A 16,836-nucleotide genomic window follows, 5' to 3' on the forward strand; every position below is an offset into this window, starting at 1 on the left:
CAATTACTCTAAATTACGACAGGTGCTTAACCAGTCGTTGTGCAATATCATTCAAAGGAACAACCTCTTTCGCCGCACCTAGTCTCACAGCAGCACCTGGCATTCCCCAAACCAGACTTGAAGCCTCATCTTGCACAATCGAGTGGGCACCTTTATCTACAAGATCTTTCATAGCTAGTGCGCCATCTTCACCCATACCTGTAAGCATGATGGCCGTAATATTTTTAGGATCAACGTCAATAATAGAATTAAACATAACCTCAACAGAAGGCTTATGTCGATTAACTGGATTACTGTCAACTAAAGCACATACATACTCATGCCCGTGCTGTTTAATACATAAATGAGTGTCACCAGGGGCGATATAAACATTTCCTGATTTTAATACTTCCCCATGAACTGCCTCTTTAACCATCAGCTCACAATTGCGATTTAATCGATTAGCAAAACGATCACTGAAACTTGCCGGAATATGTTGTGTTACAACAATTGGGGGCATATCAGCAGGTAATACAGATAAAATATCGTGAAGAGCTTCAGTACCACCCGTAGAAGAACCTATTGCTATTAGCTTGTTTCTTCCCTTTAGCACTGACGAAGGCTTATTTAGTACCTTGGGCTTGCTGTTACGAGTATTACGACGAAACTTTAGCTTAGCTGATGCTGAAGCAGCGGCTTTTACCTTTTCCACCAGATCAGATTGAAAGACTTCCAATAACTCATCTGATTGTGTGTTAGACGGTTTAGCAATGAAATCAACCGCACCTATTTCTAATGATTGTAGAGTAGCATCAGCACCTTCATGTGTAAGTGTTGACAACATAACCACAGGCATTGGATTTAGCTTCATTAGATTCTTTAAAAAAGTAATACCATCCATCTTTGGCATTTCAATATCAAGCGTCAACACATCCGGCTTCAATTGCTTAATTTTGTCCCTAGCATCGTATGGGTCAACAGCGGTACCTACAACCTCGATACTAGAATCCATAGACAATAATTCACTGATCACTCCACGAACCAAAGCAGAATCATCGACTATTAATACCCGAGTTTTTTCCATATCAGGGTAATTTCCTTTAAAACAGTTCAACATCTGAATCATCCAGATGCTGATCAACATCAATTTGGTAAGAACGCTCTTCAGCTATCACTCGCTGATCCTCACGGTGATCAAGCTTATTGACCAACATACGTCCTGTAGTTGGGAAAAACGCCACTCGGCGAGCTTGATCTCCACCTAAATCTGAGGCTACCAGTTTTAAGCCTTCGTCATCTATATATTTAAGAATGAAATCTATGTTTTGCTGGCCTATATTAGCGATTCCGGACATCATATTTCCGCCACCTGTGAGCTTTACCTGCAAATTTTCACGCAAACAGCCATGCTTCATTAACTTATTAACCAACTGCTCCATCGCAAACAATCCATATCGAGATGAACGCTGAAGATCATCATTTGACCCTCCGACAGGTAACATAAAATGATTTAATCCACCGAAGCCTGTAACCGGATCAAAAATGCAAGCTGAAATACAGGACCCAAGTAAAGTCGTAATTACTAACTCATCATTAGCAATATAAAACTCACCAGGCTTTACCTTGACTGCATAAAGCTCCCAACGCGGCTCCCAGAAAGATTTGAATTGCTCAAAACCGGATACCCCCCTAGGGAGCTTGCGCTTTAATGACATCCAGACTACCCAACCTTTCTGTATATAGTTTTTCCTACCAGCTCAAAATTACTAGCATGGCGCGCTAGAGCTTCAGAATGCCCTACAAACAAATAACCATTAGGCTTAAGTAAAGAATGCATACGATCCAACAATCTAGCCTGAGTATTTTGATCGAAATAGATCATTACATTTCTGCAAAAAATAAAATCTAAAGGGCCTTCTATTGGCCAATCCTGCATCAAATTCAGATAATTAAATCTGAGCAATTCTTGGAGCTCAGGTTTAACTTTTACAAAACCTTTGTGAGAAGCTTTACCTTTTAAAAACCAACGCTTAACTTGCATATTCGGCAGATTTTTAATTCTATCTTCTGAGTAAATACCTGATTTAGCACTACTCAACACCTTTGAATCTATATCTGTCGCAAGTAAACGGATGTCCCAACTCGAAGGGTTAATACCTGATTCCAGTAAAGTCATTGCCAAACTGTAAGGTTCTTCCCCCAAGGAACAACCTGCCGACCAAGCTCTCACCCGCTGGGTATTACTCTCTTCTATCTCTGGGATAATAGTGTTTGAAATAAAGTCAAAATGGTGCTTTTCTCGAAAGAAAGCAGTTAGATTTGTCGTTAACGCGTTAATAAATTGGCTAAATTCAACAGGATTGCTATTTAGAAACGTAAAATAGTCATCAAAATTTGAAAGCTTTAACTCCCTAAGGCGTCGTACTAAACGATTGTAAGCCATATCCTGCTTATGATCCGCCAGTACAATTCCAGCGTAATCATATAACTCATCCCTAACCTTAACAAAATGTTCACGAGTAAAAGTAAATTCTCGAGATCTAGTAGGTTTTGATGACATTTATGTTCCCTTAAAAAGCGAAGGGGGTAGAAACAGCCTACTCAGAGTAGGCTGTTTAAGTACAATTAAAACTCTTCCCACTCATCGCCACTAGCACCTGCACTTACAATTGGCTGTTTTGGCACAGAGCGTTTAACTTCAGGTTTTCGTTCAGTTTGAACGTTTTGGCTTGCTAATTCTCTTAGGCGGCTAACGCCTCCTGATTTAGCAGGAGCTTCCGCGATGCTAGATTGACCTTCAGCTTCAACCACCTCAAACTGGTTGACCAAGGTTTGCAGTTGACCTGCTTGCTCTTCCATTGAAGCTGAAGCAGCTGCAACTTCTTCTACCAAAGCTGCATTTTGCTGCGTACCTTCATCCATTTGCGTTACAGCAATGTTTACTTGCTCGATGCCAATAGCTTGCTCACGGCTGGCAGCTGCAATTTCACTGATGATCGTAGAAACGTTTTTAATCGCTTCCATAATCTCTGCCAAAGCCTTACCGGATTCATCTACAAATAGGCCACCCTCTTCCACTTTTTCAACGCTATCGCTGATAAGCTCTTTGATCTCTTTCGCTGCACTTGCACTTCGTTGTGCCAAGCTACGTACTTCAGATGCTACCACCGCAAAACCACGACCTTGCTCACCGGCTCGCGCAGCCTCTACAGCAGCATTCAACGCAAGTAGGTTCGTTTGGAAAGCGATCTCATCAATCACGCCGATAATCTCAGCAATTTTGGTAGAACTCGCGCGAATATCTCCCATAGAGGTCACTACCTTATTGGAAATCTCACCACCTTTTTCCGCAAGCTTCTGAGCGTCGTTCGCTTGATTACGAGCCTCATCAGCATTATCTGCGTTTTGTTTAACCGTGCTCGTCATTTGCTCCATACTAGCAGCAGTTTCTTGCAAACTTGCAGCCTGAGCTTCTGTACGAGAACTAAGGGTAGTGTTCCCGCTGGAAATTTCAGAAGCGCCAGTAGTAATGCTTGCACCAGAATTGCGGATTTCACCTACCATAGAATTCAGATTATGAAGAGAACTATTCAACGCATTATTTAACTCTGCAAACTCCCCGCGAAAATCACCTTCCATCTGTTGAGTAAGATCACCGTCAGACATCGCGCTAAGAACGCGCTTCACTTCACGAAGCGGTTCAACGACAGCATCAAGCATCTGGTTAACGCCTGAAGCAATGTTCTCCATAAAGCCGGAATATATTGCTACATCCAAACGTTCGCTAAGTTCACCTTGAGAGGCTTTCTGGATAAGGTTAGCAACTTGCTCCTCTGCAATTAATTGGTCCGTGATATCCATCCACTCAACAACTGTACCTAAACGCTGCCCTGCTTCATCGATTACTGGGTTGGCAATTAAACTAAAACTGCGTTTACCGACTTTGATTTGCCCTTTATAAGTAGATTTGAGGCCTTCCAGCATGCGGCGCTGATGTTCAGGGTTTTTGTGAAAGATATCGAAGTTAGAACCAAGAATTGTTTCAGCATCAAAATCAGGTAATTGTTCTCGAATATCATCTTGTGCAATACGCATCATATCCAGCACTGCTTCATTACAGTAGATGATATTGCCATCGTTATCAGCCAGCATTACGTTTGAAGAAACATTATCTAACGCAACTTTAATACGTGAAGCTCTGCTGGCAGCTTCTTTCGCATCGTTCACTTCATAACCAAGTTTGGTCGCCAGTATCTTAACACCTCGTTTCAATTCACCTGTTTCACCAGGCTCATCTAAGGGAATAGGGGCTAGATAATCACCTTCGGTAATATCAAGCATATGGCGTCTAGCTTCGTGTAGGGGCTTAATGACATCTGCTTTAAGAGATTTATTAGCACCAACAAACACGATTAAGAATGCTGCAATCGGGCCCAGCATTAATAACTCAGCCGGTAAACCTGCCAAATAAATAGCCGCATTAATTAGCAACGCTGCTGCAACAGCCATTACGGCATAATGATTTACCTGACCACCCAGATTTTGATTTGGGATGGAATTAGGAGACGGTAGCGTAACTTCATTGCGTTTTAGTTTTGCATATAGAGCTGCGGCCTGTTCAATTTCGTCCTGACTTGGACGCGTACGAACAGACATGTATTCGACAATCTCACCATTGCGAAAAATCGGGGTAACATTAGCCTTAACCCAATAGTAATCGCCATTTTTACAGCGATTCTTTACGAGTTTAGACCAAGGCCGGCCTAACTTAAGGGTATCCCACAGATCTTTAAAAGCTGCAGGGGGCATATCAGGGTGCCTAACCACATTGTGGTTTTTTCCGACCAACTCATCGTGGCTAAACCCGCTGATTTCTATGAAATCCGGATTGGTATAAGTAATAATCCCTTTCAGGTTTGTTTTTGTAACAAGTTCCTGACCATCTCTGAGCTTAACTTCGCGATCCGTAACCGGCTCATTGATTTTCATTTCTTAACCTCCGCCCCTATGCTTTCACTTCAGCTCTTGTTGGCGCATCAATCGCCAACTCATCGGAATTCATTAATTCATCTATGTCCATCAGGACTATCATTTTCTCATCCTGCGCCACTAAGCCAGTGATAAATTCAGTATTTATCACTCCACCAATCTGTGGTGCGGGTTGTATCTGGTTCGTTGCAATTGTGTATGTCTCAGCAACCGCATCAACAATGATGCCCATCACTCGCTGGCAACTGCCGCTATCGACATTAATCACAATCACAACCGTAGTAGGACCATATTCCACGGGTTTAAGACCAAACCGCAAACGTAGATCAATCACCGGAATAATAGCCCCACGCAAATTCAAAACACCTTTAAGGTAATCAGGCATATCTGGAACATGCGTTACCGGCGTCCAGCCTCTAAGCTCTTGTACCCTTAAGATATCTACACCATATTCTTCATTATCAAGTAGGAAACTAAGATATTGGTGCCCATCTGCGGTTTGCTCTAGATGCTCAGATTGCTCCTGCCATTCAGTATCTGTCATGCCACAGCCCCCTGATTAGCTTGTTCACTCCTAGATATTTCATTTCGTTTTTGGGCCGTTTTGGCCGTTTCAAAATCTAAACCGCGCTTCATCAGGCCAGCTATATCCAGAATAAGGGCTACACTGCCATCACCTAAAATTGTCGCGCCTGCAAACCCTTCAATACGCTTAAAGTTAACCTCTAGGCTTTTAATAACTACTTGTTGCTGACCATAAAGTTCATCAACGATCAGGCCAATTTTCTGACCACCGTTTTCGACAATGGCAATTAAGTTTGTATCTTGTGGGTCATCTTCGACTGGCAATTTAAACAAAGAACGAAGATTAATTAGCGGGATGTACTCTTCTCGGAAATGAAGCAGTTTATTTTCACCCGCAATAGGGCTCATTGCCGATTTATCAGCAAGGATTGTTTCCACGATAGAAATCAGCGGTACTATATATGTTTCGCTATGAACTCGAACAAGCTGCCCATCAAGAATGGCTAAGGTCAGAGGCAAACTCACACTAAAGGTTGAACCATGGCCGGGTTCTGAAGTAACGCTAACATGTCCGCCTAAAGACTCAATATTACGTCGTACGACGTCCATACCAACACCACGACCAGAAAGATCGCTTACAGCATCCGCTGTAGAGAAGCCAGGTTTGAAGATAAGCTCATTTATTTCACTATCGCTAAGCTGTTGATCTGCTGTTATAAGGCCATTATCTAGAGCTTTTTGATAGATTTTCTCGGTGTTTAATCCACGCCCATCGTCTGTGATATCGATGATGATAAAGCCGCCTTGGTGGTAAGCATTTAGCTCTACTCTTCCGACTTCGGATTTACCCGCGGCAATTCGTTCTTCAGGCGCTTCCAAACCATGGTCAAGCGAGTTTCTGATCAGGTGAACCATAGGGTCACCGATTTTTTCCATTACTGTCTTATCTATCTCAGTCTGCTCACCAGTGATAACTAGCTCTACTTTTTTACCAAGTTTACCGCTCACATCATGGACCAAACGCGGAAAGCGGTTGAAAACAAAACTAATAGGCAACATGCGCACACGCATCACATCTTCTTGTAAATCGCGTGTATTTCGCTCCAATTGTTCCAAGCCCGATTGCAGACGTTCAACTTCCGAACCACCTGTAATTTCAGCTAGTTCATCGCCCACCTGCCCAAGCATGGCTTGAGTAATAACCAATTCACCAACACGGTTAATTAAGGCATCAATTTTATCTGTATCGACCCTAATCGAACTACTTTCAGTCGCCTTTGGTTTACGAGCTGAGTTGGTTTGATTTGTAGATACTGGACTTGATTTTTGCTGCTCAGACTTAGGTTCTGCGATAGGCTCTATTGCAGGGGTAGGTGTTTGAACCGAGGAATTCTCTTCACTTTGTAGTGGTGAAATTTGCTCAGCTGGCGCTTCGCCATCCTCTTTAGGAAATCGTTTCTGTACTTTGGTTTCAACCTCTAAAGTACATTCATCCTCGACCCACTCAAAAACTTCTTCTATATCTGTTTTACTGCAATCAGCTACAAGATCTAAATTCCACGAGAGTAGCAATTGTTCAGGATTCAGCTTATCAAAATCAACTAACCGCTCTAAATCAACTTGAATCTTAAGTTCGCCTAAATCCTCTAAAGCTTCAAACATGAAACTTGGTTCATTGCCTGTTTCAAGAATTGTAGAACTAGGAATGAATGAGATTGACCATCCAGCATCGTTGCTTTCAGGATCTGAAGGAAGCCCCCCATCAGAGGGAACTTCACCTTGCGATACGTCAAGCTCACACTCATCTTCAACCCATTCGAAAACTTCTCTAATTTCTTCTTCAGAACAATCTTCAGAAACGAGCTGCAACTGCCAAGAAAGAAACAGCTCTTCAGAATTTAGCGAAGGTAATTCAGGTAGATCTTTAAGATTTGGTGTAGCAGTCAATTCACCTAGGTCAGCTAATGCTTCAAACATAAACGCAGGCTCGTGCCCTGCCTGAAGCAGATCACGATGAGGGCTAAACGTTATATTCCAGCACGATTGTTTAACATCAGTTTGTACCGATTTAGTTTCGGTTGTCTCTGAGGCTGTCTGATCTTGGGAAGGTTCTTGACCTAAAGCTTGCTCTAAGCGCTGTTGCACCTGTTGGATCTGGGCTGCATCAGCTTCAGGACCATCTTGAGCTGCTTCAAGCAACATTTTGATACAGTCTACCGACTCTAATAAGAGATTAACGAGTTCTGGCGTTATTGACTGTTTGCCACTGCGCAGTTCATCCAACAGTGTTTCCACTACATGGGTAAAATCTGCGACTTCATTAAAACCAAACGTGCCCGCACCACCTTTTATAGAGTGAGCAGCACGAAAAATGGTATTGATCGTTTCTTCATCGGCTGAATCAAGGTTTAGAAGGCTGGATTCCATCACCTCCAAACCTTCATAGCTCTCTTCAAGGAAAGTAGCTATAAATTGTGAAAGATCAATACTCATAGTTCCATCTACCGTACTACGCGCTTAATGGTACTCAGAAGCTTCTCAGGGTTAAATGGCTTAACAAGCCAACCAGTTGCTCCTGCTCCTTTACCTCTTTGCTTCATTTCTGGGGAGCTTTCAGTAGTTAGAACTAAAATTGGCGTAAATTTAAAAGCAGGCAACTTACGCAGTTCGGCACATAAAGTAATACCATCCATAATCGGCATATTTACATCAGTCAAAACCAAATCAAAACGACCTGTCTGTGCCTTACCTAAAGCTTCCTGCCCATTACCCGCCTCTACTACTTGATAGCCTTCCTGCTTAAGCGTAAAGGTCACCATATTTCTTAGAGAAGCCGAATCATCAACAACTAAGATGCTAGCCATTTATAAAAATCTCCACATAAATCCTGGGCAGGTTAATCATTTTTTAACGATAGTATTTTTTCTAGTCCTAACTGACATGCAGTTTTCACTAGAGAATCTGAAGGGTTAATCCACTTTACCGCTTTTTGTAAAGTTTGAGCTTTCAAACAAAAAGCCGTTAACAGCTGTAATGCTGCAGTGTCTACTCGAGTGAGTTTTTCGCCATCTAAAACAATAGAATCAGCCGCGTTAAGATAGCTGCCTAACTTTTGCTGCCATTCAGTCACATTTGCAATAGATAGCTCTTCAGGCATTGCCAATACACTGTCAGCGTCCATTATAGATGTTCCTTATTTCTGTATGACTTACACAGTTATATCCCCTTAATACACTCTAGTTTATAAGGGATATAAAAAAGTATTTATAAAACTCGCCTAACTAGCCCAATATGTCAAAGGAAATTTCCTATAAAACGCTTAAATTTCAGCATATTGCTAAATAATCGTTACCATTGTTTATATATCAGACAATATTTATACAATGATAGACTGATATATCAGCTAGTTAATCTGACAGCTGACAGCTGTGCTTTTCGACGATCCGTATTCTTCAGAATGCTAGAACGCTCAACTTCTGAGACTTTACTCCAGCGAAGAATTTCGTCTAAAGATCGATAACACCCTACGCAAATATCCTGATCATTAAGACAACAATTTCTTACGCAAGGCGATTCAGTTTGAGTTGGATTGGATTTAGAAAGCATAACTTCATTCCTTTGGCCAAACCGGCAATAAACATAACGTAAAACCATTACAATTTTATGTACCGGCACCTAGCTCCTATAGTAAATAGATGAGTAACACTCCTCATCAAAAGCATAGCAAACTTTGATCATTCCGCGTTCTATAAGTCTCTAATAAAGAGCTTTGATATTTAAGGGAACCAATTCTTTCACGACCTCTCTAAATGAGCATTACCAGTATTTACAGGTTCTGTAGAAATGAAAAAAATATTTGCCATCTCAGCTATTTCTATACTTGGCGTTGGTATCGCCACCCTATCAACCGGGAATGAGCAACCAACGACTTCGGCTGCACCCGCAACGAATCAATTAAACCAGCTTGCAATTGCAACCTTTGCGGGCGGATGCTTTTGGTGTACGGAATCAGATTTCGAAAAACTTGATGGGGTTATTCAAGTAGTATCTGGGTATAGCGGCGGAGAAAAAGCAAATCCGAATTACAAAGAAGTTTCAGCAGGCTTAACCAAACACACAGAAGCCATCCAGATCTACTACAATCCGGATATCATCTCTTACGCTGGCCTGCTCGAACATCTATGGCGTGTTATGAACCCAACTGATGGAGATGGTCAATTTGTTGATAGAGGGAAGCAGTATCGTCCAGCTGTTTACTATCATAATGCTGCACAAAAGCAGGCTATCGATCAGTCGATTGATGCACTTGTTAAGTCTGGCGTTTACGGTAAACCTTTAGAGACTGAAATCGCACCGTTTAAAAATTTCTACCCTGCTGAGGATTACCACCAGGATTATTATGCAAAAAACCCTCTTCGCTATAGCTACTACCGTAATGGCTCTGGTCGTGATCAATTTTTATCAAAGGTTTGGGGTGAAAATGCTAAACATGATCTATCCCAATACAAAGGCCAAAGCTCAGGCGCTGACTATCACATCCAACAGTTTGTAAGACCTTCTGAGCACTATTTAAAGTCTAATCTAACCCCTCTTCAGTACAAAGTAACCCAAGAAGATGGCACGGAAAGACCATTTGATAACGAGTATTGGGATGAAAAACGTGAAGGCATCTATGTAGATATCGTCAGTGGCGAACCGCTTTTTTCATCGACGGATAAGTACAAGTCTGGAACCGGCTGGCCGAGTTTTACTCAGCCTATCAAAGGAGTAGAAATCGTAGAGAAAGAGGACAATTCTTTCTTTATGAAACGGGTTGAAGTAAGAAGTTCACGAGCAGATTCTCATTTGGGTCATGTTTTTAATGATGGTCCAGCTCCTACAGGCTTACGTTATTGCATAAACTCAGCGTCTCTTCGCTTTGTACCTAAAGAGGAGCTAACAGCCCAAGGCTATGGGCAATTTGCGCAGCTTTTTAAATAAAAGTGCCCATCTACACAAATAAAAAAGGCAGCGTGATCGCTGCCTTTTTCTTATCCTTGATTTACTTTATCGAGCATTCCACGCGATACACTCTTCTAAAGTGACGCCCTTGCCACCAAAGATATCTAAAGCGCTGCCAATCGTCAGATCGACATTGCCTTGAGAAAGCTGATCCACCAGCTTAAGGTCTTCGAGAGAACGCGCTCCACCAGCATAAGTAACAGGGATCGAACACGCTTTTCCTAAGAGCTTAACCAGCTCTTGATCTATCCCACCCTGCAAGCCTTCAACGTCTGCAGCGTGAATTAAAAATTCGGCACAATGCTCACCTAATTCAGACAAGGTTTTCTCATCAACCGCTAGGCTCGTCACCGTTTGCCAACGGTCGGTCGCTATATTCCAACCGGTTTCCGTACGACGGCAGCTAAGGTCCAAAATAAGCTTATCAGCACCTGTTTCAGCTTTAATCTTTTCTAAACGTTCCCAGCTAAATTGACCTTGATCAAATAGATAAGAAGTGACGATAACGTGAGATGCACCTGCTTCTAAAAACTCAGACGCATTTTCATTATTTACGCCACCACCAAACTGAAGGCCACCTTTCCAGGTTGAGAGCGCCAATAAAGCCTGCTCTTTGTTACCAGGCCCTAATGCGATGACGTGACCGCCCGTCAGGTTATGCTTCTGATAAAGTTCCGCATAATAAGCCGCATCATAAGGGCTTACATAGTTGGTATCAGCACCGCTATCTTGCAAGCTACCACCAACAATTTGCTTAACCTGCCCTTGGTGCAGATCGATACATGGACGAAACTGTGTCACGCTATCTCCTGATAATCGAAGCTGAAAGGCGCTATTTTATAGAGCGAATCGCTTTAGGTATATGCCAATCATTTGATTCTTATACATAACGGCGCTTAGCATCAGTCACTTTAACCAAATAGCGCTGAGTTTCTAATGGCATGCGGCTCTGCAATCTCTGCCACACGCTAGAAGAAGATGATCGATTAATCGCTCTAATTGCTTGTTGACGATCACTAGAAAAACTTCGAAGCACATTACCCACGCCACCGTTATACGCAGCAATTATGCAAAACTCTTTGCTCTGAGGATTCCTTACCTCAACTAAATAGCGTGTTTGCAGAATATACAGATAAGCACACCCCATACGGATATTATTCTCAACATCGAATAGATAATTCCTGGAAGGAGTACCGGCGCGACCATAAATCTCCTGGTGAGCATCTCGGCCAGCCGTTGTTGGCACAATCTGCATGAGTCCATAAGCTGGAGCATGACTGACCGCAAAAGGGTTAAAGTGACTTTCGGTCTCGATGATCGCATATACTAAGGAGGGATTGAGATTGTATTGTCGAGAATACTTATCAACCAAAACCGCATAACGGTAGCGCCTTTTAAGACGATGCTTTTGGACCAAAGGAAGCTCAACAAAATACTCTGTTTTTGTAACACCATTAGCGGTCTTTACTTGGCGCCTCTGCAACGAGTTCGCCAGAAGGTATTTTGCATATCGCTCAGCACGCCACCCCCATCTTACTGGTTGTCCTTCATGATCCAGGATTTGCTGATAAAGAAAAGGCTCTCCCCCTAAGGTAACTGGAGCATCCGAATAAAGGTCTACTTGGGTTGGATCTTCTGGCGATAACAACAAGGTAACTATCGCACTTTGCAGCTTGCCCTGGTCTAAAGTTTCGACGCGAATTTGACCTTTTTCGAAGTCTACGATTCCTCGGCTCAGATACTTATCGGTATATTTAACATAGGTCGTTGGCGTTGGTTGCAGCGCTTCATCCTCTCCCCATACGCTACTGATGAGTTGAGAGAACTTTTTAATGTCATTAACCAAACCGTTGGGATTGGTCACCCAACCGGTCGCTTTACTTTTAGCATGAGAGGTAAGTGCACCTTCAACACTTTGGCCTCTTGCTACACTGGTTGCGATTCGGAATGCATCATGAGTTGTACAACCTGCTAAACCTAGTGGAAGTAAACCCAGTAAAAAGCGTCTGCGGGTAAGCATAGAACCTCTAATCAGGGGAAATAAGGCAGAAAATTCTAGTAAATAATTCTGCCTAACTTAGGTCTACGACAGTAACCTAATCAGATCAACATCCGCAACGATCAGACCGTTAAACACTTACTTAATTTGTGCATACCGCCTCTCGGGTCGTCCCACACTGCCATAATTAACTTCTGCTGAGAGCTCATTAGTACTGACTAGAAATTCTAGGTACCGCCTTGCCGTAGTTCGACTAGCACCAATCTCTTCACCCACCTCTTCAGCATTCAGTGGAGTATTTACTGTACAAAATACATTTCGCACTTTATCCAAAGTAATACCATCAATCCCTTTAGGTAGGCGAACCTCCCCTGTAACAGTTGAAACGCTTGAATTTTGCCCACTCGATCTAGGTAAGAGTGTATCTACATCGCTTTGCGCCAATAATTCCATCGCTTGGAGCTTTTTCAGGTGGAGTTGATAGTTTTCGAGTGTTTCTTGTAGTCGGTCAAAAACCAGTGGTTTTAAAATATAATCGAAGACACCACCACGTAGAGCTTCCCGTAATGTTTCCACCTCTTTAGCAGCGGTAATTAAGATAACATCCGTTCCCTGATTACCTGAACGTAACTTCCTTAATAGATCCAAACCCGTACCTGTAGGAAACTGGATATCAAGTAATAAAAGATCTGGCTGTAGAACCTCAACTAGGTCCTCAGCTTCTTCCAGTCCGTGGGCAATCCCAACTAACTCAAATCCAGAGATACGCTCTAAAAACCGTTTTTGTATCTCAGCTATTTGCTGATCATCTTCTGCAATAACAACCCGAATATCACTCATCTTTTTATACTTGTTAATTGAGTTTTATTTCACTGAGTATCAATTTTTCGCAATACTCATTTCTTAGAACCTACTAATAATTCTCACTCCTGAGCTTTAGGGATATAGACAATAAACCGACTCCCCCCTTTTTCTCCTAGTTCACAAGTCACTGTGCCATTTAAATTACCTAAAAGCTGTTTAACTAGGTGCAACCCTATTCCGTGCCCATCTTTAGCTTTACTGGTATATCCTTTTTCAAAGATTTTTTCCTGATCCCCCTCTTTGATACCCGGACCTTGATCTTCAATTTCAAAAATCAGATCTGTTCCCAGATCCAGCATACTGAGCAAAACTTCTCCGCCTAAACCGGCGTACTCCCATGTTGCCTCTAATGCGTTATCGATTAAGTTACCAATAATGCTAACTAAGTGCTCTCTAGGAAGGTTTTCAGGAAGAGATAACATACGACTATCTGGGTCTATAACGAGATGTAATCCCATCTCTTTAGCTCGGTTATATTTGCCTAACAAGCACCCTGCCAACACCGGATCAGCGACTGACTCACGCAACAAAGTTATCAACTCTTGGTGGCTTTGCGCCTCTTGCCCAATAAGCGCTTGAGCTTCGTCAGTCGCACCTATCTGAATCAAACCGGCAATCGTATGCAGCTTATTAGAATATTCATGGGATTGACTACGTAAGCTATCAGCATACTGTTGAATCCTTGTTAGCTTTTTACTCACCATCGCAAGTTCATCTTTACGCCTAAAACTAGATACCACTCCAGTGATCTGATCACCTTGTTTTAAAGGAAGTCGGTTAGCAATAAGGTTATGACCATCAAGCCACACCTCCTCATCAAATTGCGGCTGTCCCGTTTTTAGCACCTCGAGCATAGTACTGCCGGGTAACACTTCTGATATGTGACGCCCAGTCAGCTCAGCATCATCAGCTAGACCCAATGTTTCTACAGCTGTTCGATTGAAGGTTGTGATCTGCCCATCGTTATTGATAGCAATTATCCCTTCACGCACCGATTCTAACGTCGCTCTTTGCTCATCAAATAAACGAGCAATCTGCTCAGGCTCCAAGCCAAAAATGGCTCGTTTAAAGTGATTAGCGAACCAAACCGCAATCATTGCGCTTAATAAAAATGACGCCCCTATAACAGCAATCAGTGTAATCCGATACTCTTCAATAATGTTTTCGACCTGATCAAGATGATAACCAACCGACACCAGACCTATAACCTCACCCTCATTTGAAAAGATCGGCGCTTTCCCTCGCATAGACCACCCCATGCTACCTAAAGCCTTAGAAAGGTACCCCTGACCTGCCACGAGCGCCAGTGCATTATCGTCACCTTCATCATCAGACATCGGCCGACCAATTTTTTCTGTTCGCGGGTGCGCTAAGCGAACCCCCTGCTTGTCCCCAATCACAACAAAGCGAGCTTGCGTTTCTTCTGCCAACCGTAAACTTAAAGGCTGTAAGTATTTACTATCCCCTCTTTGCACTGCATCGACTATCTGCGGGGCAACTGCAATTGTTTTAGCCACATCTAACGCTCTTTGACCAATCTGTTCATCTAGCGATTTATGCAGGTAATGGACCGCAAAAACACCGATAAAACCTGTCTGCACAATCGCCATTAATCCCAAAATCAAGATCATACGGCTCTTAAGCTTTAATCGGCTTAGCACTTTAATATCCAAACTCATTCAGTGAACTCGCTAAATACCCTAACCATTAGATACTCTAAAGCTTAGCTAACCTCGATTAAAAAGCCCCGTAAACATTATGAACAAAATGATTTTTAAGGAATAAAAAACCTTTAATTTCATAAGCTTCATTTGCCGAATAAACCTCACTACTTTGTAGGCATCACAAAAATAAATACGAGGTGATCTCGATGTTCGGTAAAGTTAAAAGCAAAAAAACTCTGATGGCGGCCGTATTAACTACATGCATGACAGCAGGTGTTTCCTACCAAGCTCAAGCGATGGAAAGCATTCACTTTCTAATCCCTGGTGGCGCAGGCGGTGGCTGGGATTCAACAGCCCGTGGCACAGGCGAAGCGCTATCTAAAGCAGGTATTGTTGATACTATTTCTTACGAAAACATGTCTGGCGGTGGCGGTGGTAAAGCCATTGCTCACTTGATAGAGACAGCTGAACAGAAGCAAGACACCTTGATGGTGAACTCAACTCCTATCGTAATTCGTTCACTATCTAAAGTATTCCCACAATCATTCCGTGACCTAACACCAATCGCTGCAACTATCGGCGATTACGGTGCCTTTGTAGTTAAGAAAGATTCAAAATACACCGATTTCAAACAAGTGGTTGCTGACTACAAAGCTAACCCGCGCTCTATCAAAATTGCAGGCGGCTCTGCTCGTGGCAGTATGGATCACCTAGTAGCAGCAATGGCATTTAAAGCAACAGGCGGTGATGCACGTCAAGTTCGCTATGTTGCATACGATGCAGGCGGTAAAGCAATGGCCGGCCTTCTTTCTGGAGAAACACAACTTCTATCAACAGGTTTCAGTGAAGCGCTAGCCCTAGCTGAAGCAGGCGAAGTACGCATTCTAGTCATGACAGGTAGCGAACGAAATGAAGCAGCACCAGACGTCCCAACCCTAAAAGAACTTGGCTATGACACTACATTTGTAAACTGGCGTGGTTTCTTCGCAGCACCAGGCACAAGCGAAGCGCAACAAGCTGAGTTTATTGAATCCCTAGAAAAAATGTACGACACAGCTGAGTGGGAAACTGTCCGTTCACGTAATGGATGGACAGAGATTTTCAAACCTGGCCCTGAATTTATCTCATTCCTAGAAACTCAGGAAAAAGAAGTTGGCGCCCTAATGCGCGAACTTGGCTTCCTTAAGTAAACACACTTTCATTTCGCAGCAATATCCCTGACTTCGATTAAGTCAGGCCTTCTTTACCGAGGGCTTTGCCCTTTGGCCTCTGTCGACTGGCCCTCGGTTTTTTTTAAAATAGACAGTTATGGCCTCTGCCATAGCAGGAGGATCCTCATGACCTTATGCAAAGATCATATTGGTGGTCTGGTATTTCTCAGTTTGTCTGTAGCTTACGGCTACTATGCAACTCAGATCCCTTTACTGCCTGGTGATGAATTCGAACCGTTCCACGCACAAACAATTCCTAATGCTTTGGCAATAGTAGGTGGCGTACTGTCCATCTTACTGCTGGCTACAACCAAATCTAGCAATGACCAAAAGTTAGTTCTTAAAGGGTATGACTTCCCATTAGTAATCAAATTATTACTACTCGTTGTACTTTTTGCGTTAGCACTTGAATGGCTAGGTTTCTTAATTTCTACCATTTTCTTTTTAGTCGGTGGTTACTGGCTATTAGGCGAAAGAAGACCCAAAACCCTATTTATTGCATCGGTGCCTTTTGCCATTTTCCTATGGTTCGCACTAACCCAACTACTCGATATTTATCTGGCTCCAGGTAAAGCGTTAACTACAATTTTTGGAGGCTGATCTC

Annotated in this window: 16 protein-coding genes; 3 read left to right on the top strand and 13 right to left on the bottom strand. The window is 42.7% G+C overall.

Going from position 1 to position 16,836, the window contains the following annotated elements; translation table 11 throughout:
• Positions 1-13: 13 nt before the first annotated feature.
• From ACMXYO_RS10850 to ACMXYO_RS10890, 9 genes are all read right to left on the bottom strand, one after another.
• Entirely contained in the window at positions 14-1,096 is a 1,083-nt protein-coding gene (locus ACMXYO_RS10850) for a protein-glutamate methylesterase/protein-glutamine glutaminase (RefSeq protein WP_415885136.1), read from the bottom strand.
• On the bottom strand, positions 1,080-1,694 hold the full coding sequence (locus ACMXYO_RS10855) for a chemotaxis protein CheD (protein WP_415885137.1): 615 nt from the start codon (positions 1,692-1,694) through the stop codon (positions 1,080-1,082). The genes ACMXYO_RS10850 and ACMXYO_RS10855 overlap by 17 nt, the downstream gene beginning before the upstream one ends.
• Before the next feature lie 5 nt (positions 1,695-1,699).
• A complete protein-coding gene (locus ACMXYO_RS10860; RefSeq protein WP_415885138.1) occupies positions 1,700-2,539 on the bottom strand; it encodes a CheR family methyltransferase in 840 nt (279 codons plus the stop codon).
• Positions 2,540-2,604: 65 nt separating this feature from the next.
• Positions 2,605-4,968 (bottom strand): methyl-accepting chemotaxis protein, encoded by a 2,364-nt coding sequence (locus ACMXYO_RS10865; protein WP_415885139.1) that lies wholly within the window; start codon positions 4,966-4,968, stop codon positions 2,605-2,607.
• 16 nt (positions 4,969-4,984) lie between these two features.
• Positions 4,985-5,512 carry a chemotaxis protein CheW gene (locus ACMXYO_RS10870; RefSeq protein ID WP_415885140.1) on the bottom strand — a complete coding sequence of 176 codons (528 nt, stop codon included), beginning with the start codon at positions 5,510-5,512 and terminating at the stop codon, positions 4,985-4,987.
• Complete coding sequence (locus ACMXYO_RS10875; RefSeq protein ID WP_415885141.1) at positions 5,509-7,986, bottom strand: chemotaxis protein CheW; 2,478 nt, start codon at positions 7,984-7,986, stop codon at positions 5,509-5,511. Before ACMXYO_RS10875 ends, ACMXYO_RS10870 begins: the two co-directional genes overlap by 4 nt.
• A gap of 8 nt (positions 7,987-7,994) precedes the next feature.
• Positions 7,995-8,357, bottom strand: a complete 363-nt coding sequence (locus ACMXYO_RS10880; protein WP_415885142.1) for a response regulator — start codon at positions 8,355-8,357, stop codon at positions 7,995-7,997.
• 32 nt (positions 8,358-8,389) lie between these two features.
• Complete coding sequence (locus ACMXYO_RS10885) at positions 8,390-8,674, bottom strand: STAS domain-containing protein (RefSeq protein WP_415885143.1); 285 nt, start codon at positions 8,672-8,674, stop codon at positions 8,390-8,392.
• Between the two features lie 218 nt (positions 8,675-8,892).
• Entirely contained in the window at positions 8,893-9,147 is a 255-nt protein-coding gene (locus ACMXYO_RS10890) for a DUF1289 domain-containing protein (protein ID WP_415888095.1), read from the bottom strand.
• Positions 9,148-9,336: 189 nt separating this feature from the next.
• Here ACMXYO_RS10890 and msrB point away from each other — a divergent pair, with 189 nt between their 5' ends.
• The gene (gene msrB / locus ACMXYO_RS10895; RefSeq protein ID WP_415885144.1) at positions 9,337-10,473 is read left to right on the top strand and encodes a peptide-methionine (R)-S-oxide reductase MsrB; all 1,137 of its coding nucleotides are present in this window, start codon (positions 9,337-9,339) and stop codon (positions 10,471-10,473) included.
• 66 nt (positions 10,474-10,539) lie between these two features.
• Here the strand turns inward: msrB and hisA are convergent, their stop codons facing one another.
• From hisA to ACMXYO_RS10915, 4 genes are all read right to left on the bottom strand, one after another.
• Positions 10,540-11,295 (bottom strand): phosphoribosylformimino-5-aminoimidazole carboxamide ribotide isomerase, encoded by a 756-nt coding sequence (hisA, locus tag ACMXYO_RS10900; RefSeq protein WP_415885145.1) that lies wholly within the window; start codon positions 11,293-11,295, stop codon positions 10,540-10,542.
• Between the two features lie 79 nt (positions 11,296-11,374).
• Positions 11,375-12,514, bottom strand: coding sequence for a murein transglycosylase domain-containing protein (locus tag ACMXYO_RS10905; protein ID WP_415885146.1), 1,140 nt, complete (start codon positions 12,512-12,514; stop codon positions 11,375-11,377).
• A gap of 117 nt (positions 12,515-12,631) precedes the next feature.
• Positions 12,632-13,333, bottom strand: coding sequence for a response regulator (locus ACMXYO_RS10910; protein WP_415885147.1), 702 nt, complete (start codon positions 13,331-13,333; stop codon positions 12,632-12,634).
• 83 nt (positions 13,334-13,416) lie between these two features.
• Positions 13,417-15,036, bottom strand: a complete 1,620-nt coding sequence (locus ACMXYO_RS10915; RefSeq protein WP_415885148.1) for an ATP-binding protein — start codon at positions 15,034-15,036, stop codon at positions 13,417-13,419.
• Between the two features lie 191 nt (positions 15,037-15,227).
• Between ACMXYO_RS10915 and ACMXYO_RS10920 the strand changes: the two genes are divergently transcribed.
• Both ACMXYO_RS10920 and ACMXYO_RS10925 read left to right on the top strand, forming a co-directional pair.
• The gene (locus ACMXYO_RS10920) at positions 15,228-16,211 is read left to right on the top strand and encodes a tripartite tricarboxylate transporter substrate binding protein (protein ID WP_415885149.1); all 984 of its coding nucleotides are present in this window, start codon (positions 15,228-15,230) and stop codon (positions 16,209-16,211) included.
• A gap of 147 nt (positions 16,212-16,358) precedes the next feature.
• Positions 16,359-16,832: a tripartite tricarboxylate transporter TctB family protein gene (locus ACMXYO_RS10925; RefSeq protein WP_415885150.1), complete on the top strand. Its 474-nt coding sequence runs from the start codon at positions 16,359-16,361 to the stop codon at positions 16,830-16,832.
• The last annotated feature ends 4 nt before the right edge of the window (positions 16,833-16,836 follow it).

The organism is Neptuniibacter sp. QD37_6 (assembly GCF_047778085.1).
Taxonomy (GTDB): domain Bacteria; phylum Pseudomonadota; class Gammaproteobacteria; order Pseudomonadales; family Balneatricaceae; genus Neptuniibacter.

Coding starts and splice junctions, on each gene's coding strand:
- ACMXYO_RS10910 (WP_415885147.1), bottom strand. CDS start 13,333: ATGAGTGATATTCGGGTTGTTATTGCAGAAGATGATCAGCAAATAGCT.
- ACMXYO_RS10860 (WP_415885138.1), bottom strand. CDS start 2,539: ATGTCATCAAAACCTACTAGATCTCGAGAATTTACTTTTACTCGTGAA.
- ACMXYO_RS10920 (WP_415885149.1), top strand. CDS start 15,228: ATGTTCGGTAAAGTTAAAAGCAAAAAAACTCTGATGGCGGCCGTATTA.
- ACMXYO_RS10880 (WP_415885142.1), bottom strand. CDS start 8,357: ATGGCTAGCATCTTAGTTGTTGATGATTCGGCTTCTCTAAGAAATATG.
- ACMXYO_RS10925 (WP_415885150.1), top strand. CDS start 16,359: ATGACCTTATGCAAAGATCATATTGGTGGTCTGGTATTTCTCAGTTTG.
- ACMXYO_RS10890 (WP_415888095.1), bottom strand. CDS start 9,147: ATGGTTTTACGTTATGTTTATTGCCGGTTTGGCCAAAGGAATGAAGTT.
- ACMXYO_RS10915 (WP_415885148.1), bottom strand. CDS start 15,036: ATGAGTTTGGATATTAAAGTGCTAAGCCGATTAAAGCTTAAGAGCCGT.
- ACMXYO_RS10870 (WP_415885140.1), bottom strand. CDS start 5,512: ATGACAGATACTGAATGGCAGGAGCAATCTGAGCATCTAGAGCAAACC.
- ACMXYO_RS10865 (WP_415885139.1), bottom strand. CDS start 4,968: ATGAAAATCAATGAGCCGGTTACGGATCGCGAAGTTAAGCTCAGAGAT.
- msrB (WP_415885144.1), top strand. CDS start 9,337: ATGAAAAAAATATTTGCCATCTCAGCTATTTCTATACTTGGCGTTGGT.
- ACMXYO_RS10855 (WP_415885137.1), bottom strand. CDS start 1,694: ATGTCATTAAAGCGCAAGCTCCCTAGGGGGGTATCCGGTTTTGAGCAA.
- ACMXYO_RS10905 (WP_415885146.1), bottom strand. CDS start 12,514: ATGCTTACCCGCAGACGCTTTTTACTGGGTTTACTTCCACTAGGTTTA.
- ACMXYO_RS10875 (WP_415885141.1), bottom strand. CDS start 7,986: ATGAGTATTGATCTTTCACAATTTATAGCTACTTTCCTTGAAGAGAGC.
- ACMXYO_RS10885 (WP_415885143.1), bottom strand. CDS start 8,674: ATGGACGCTGACAGTGTATTGGCAATGCCTGAAGAGCTATCTATTGCA.
- ACMXYO_RS10850 (WP_415885136.1), bottom strand. CDS start 1,096: ATGTTGAACTGTTTTAAAGGAAATTACCCTGATATGGAAAAAACTCGG.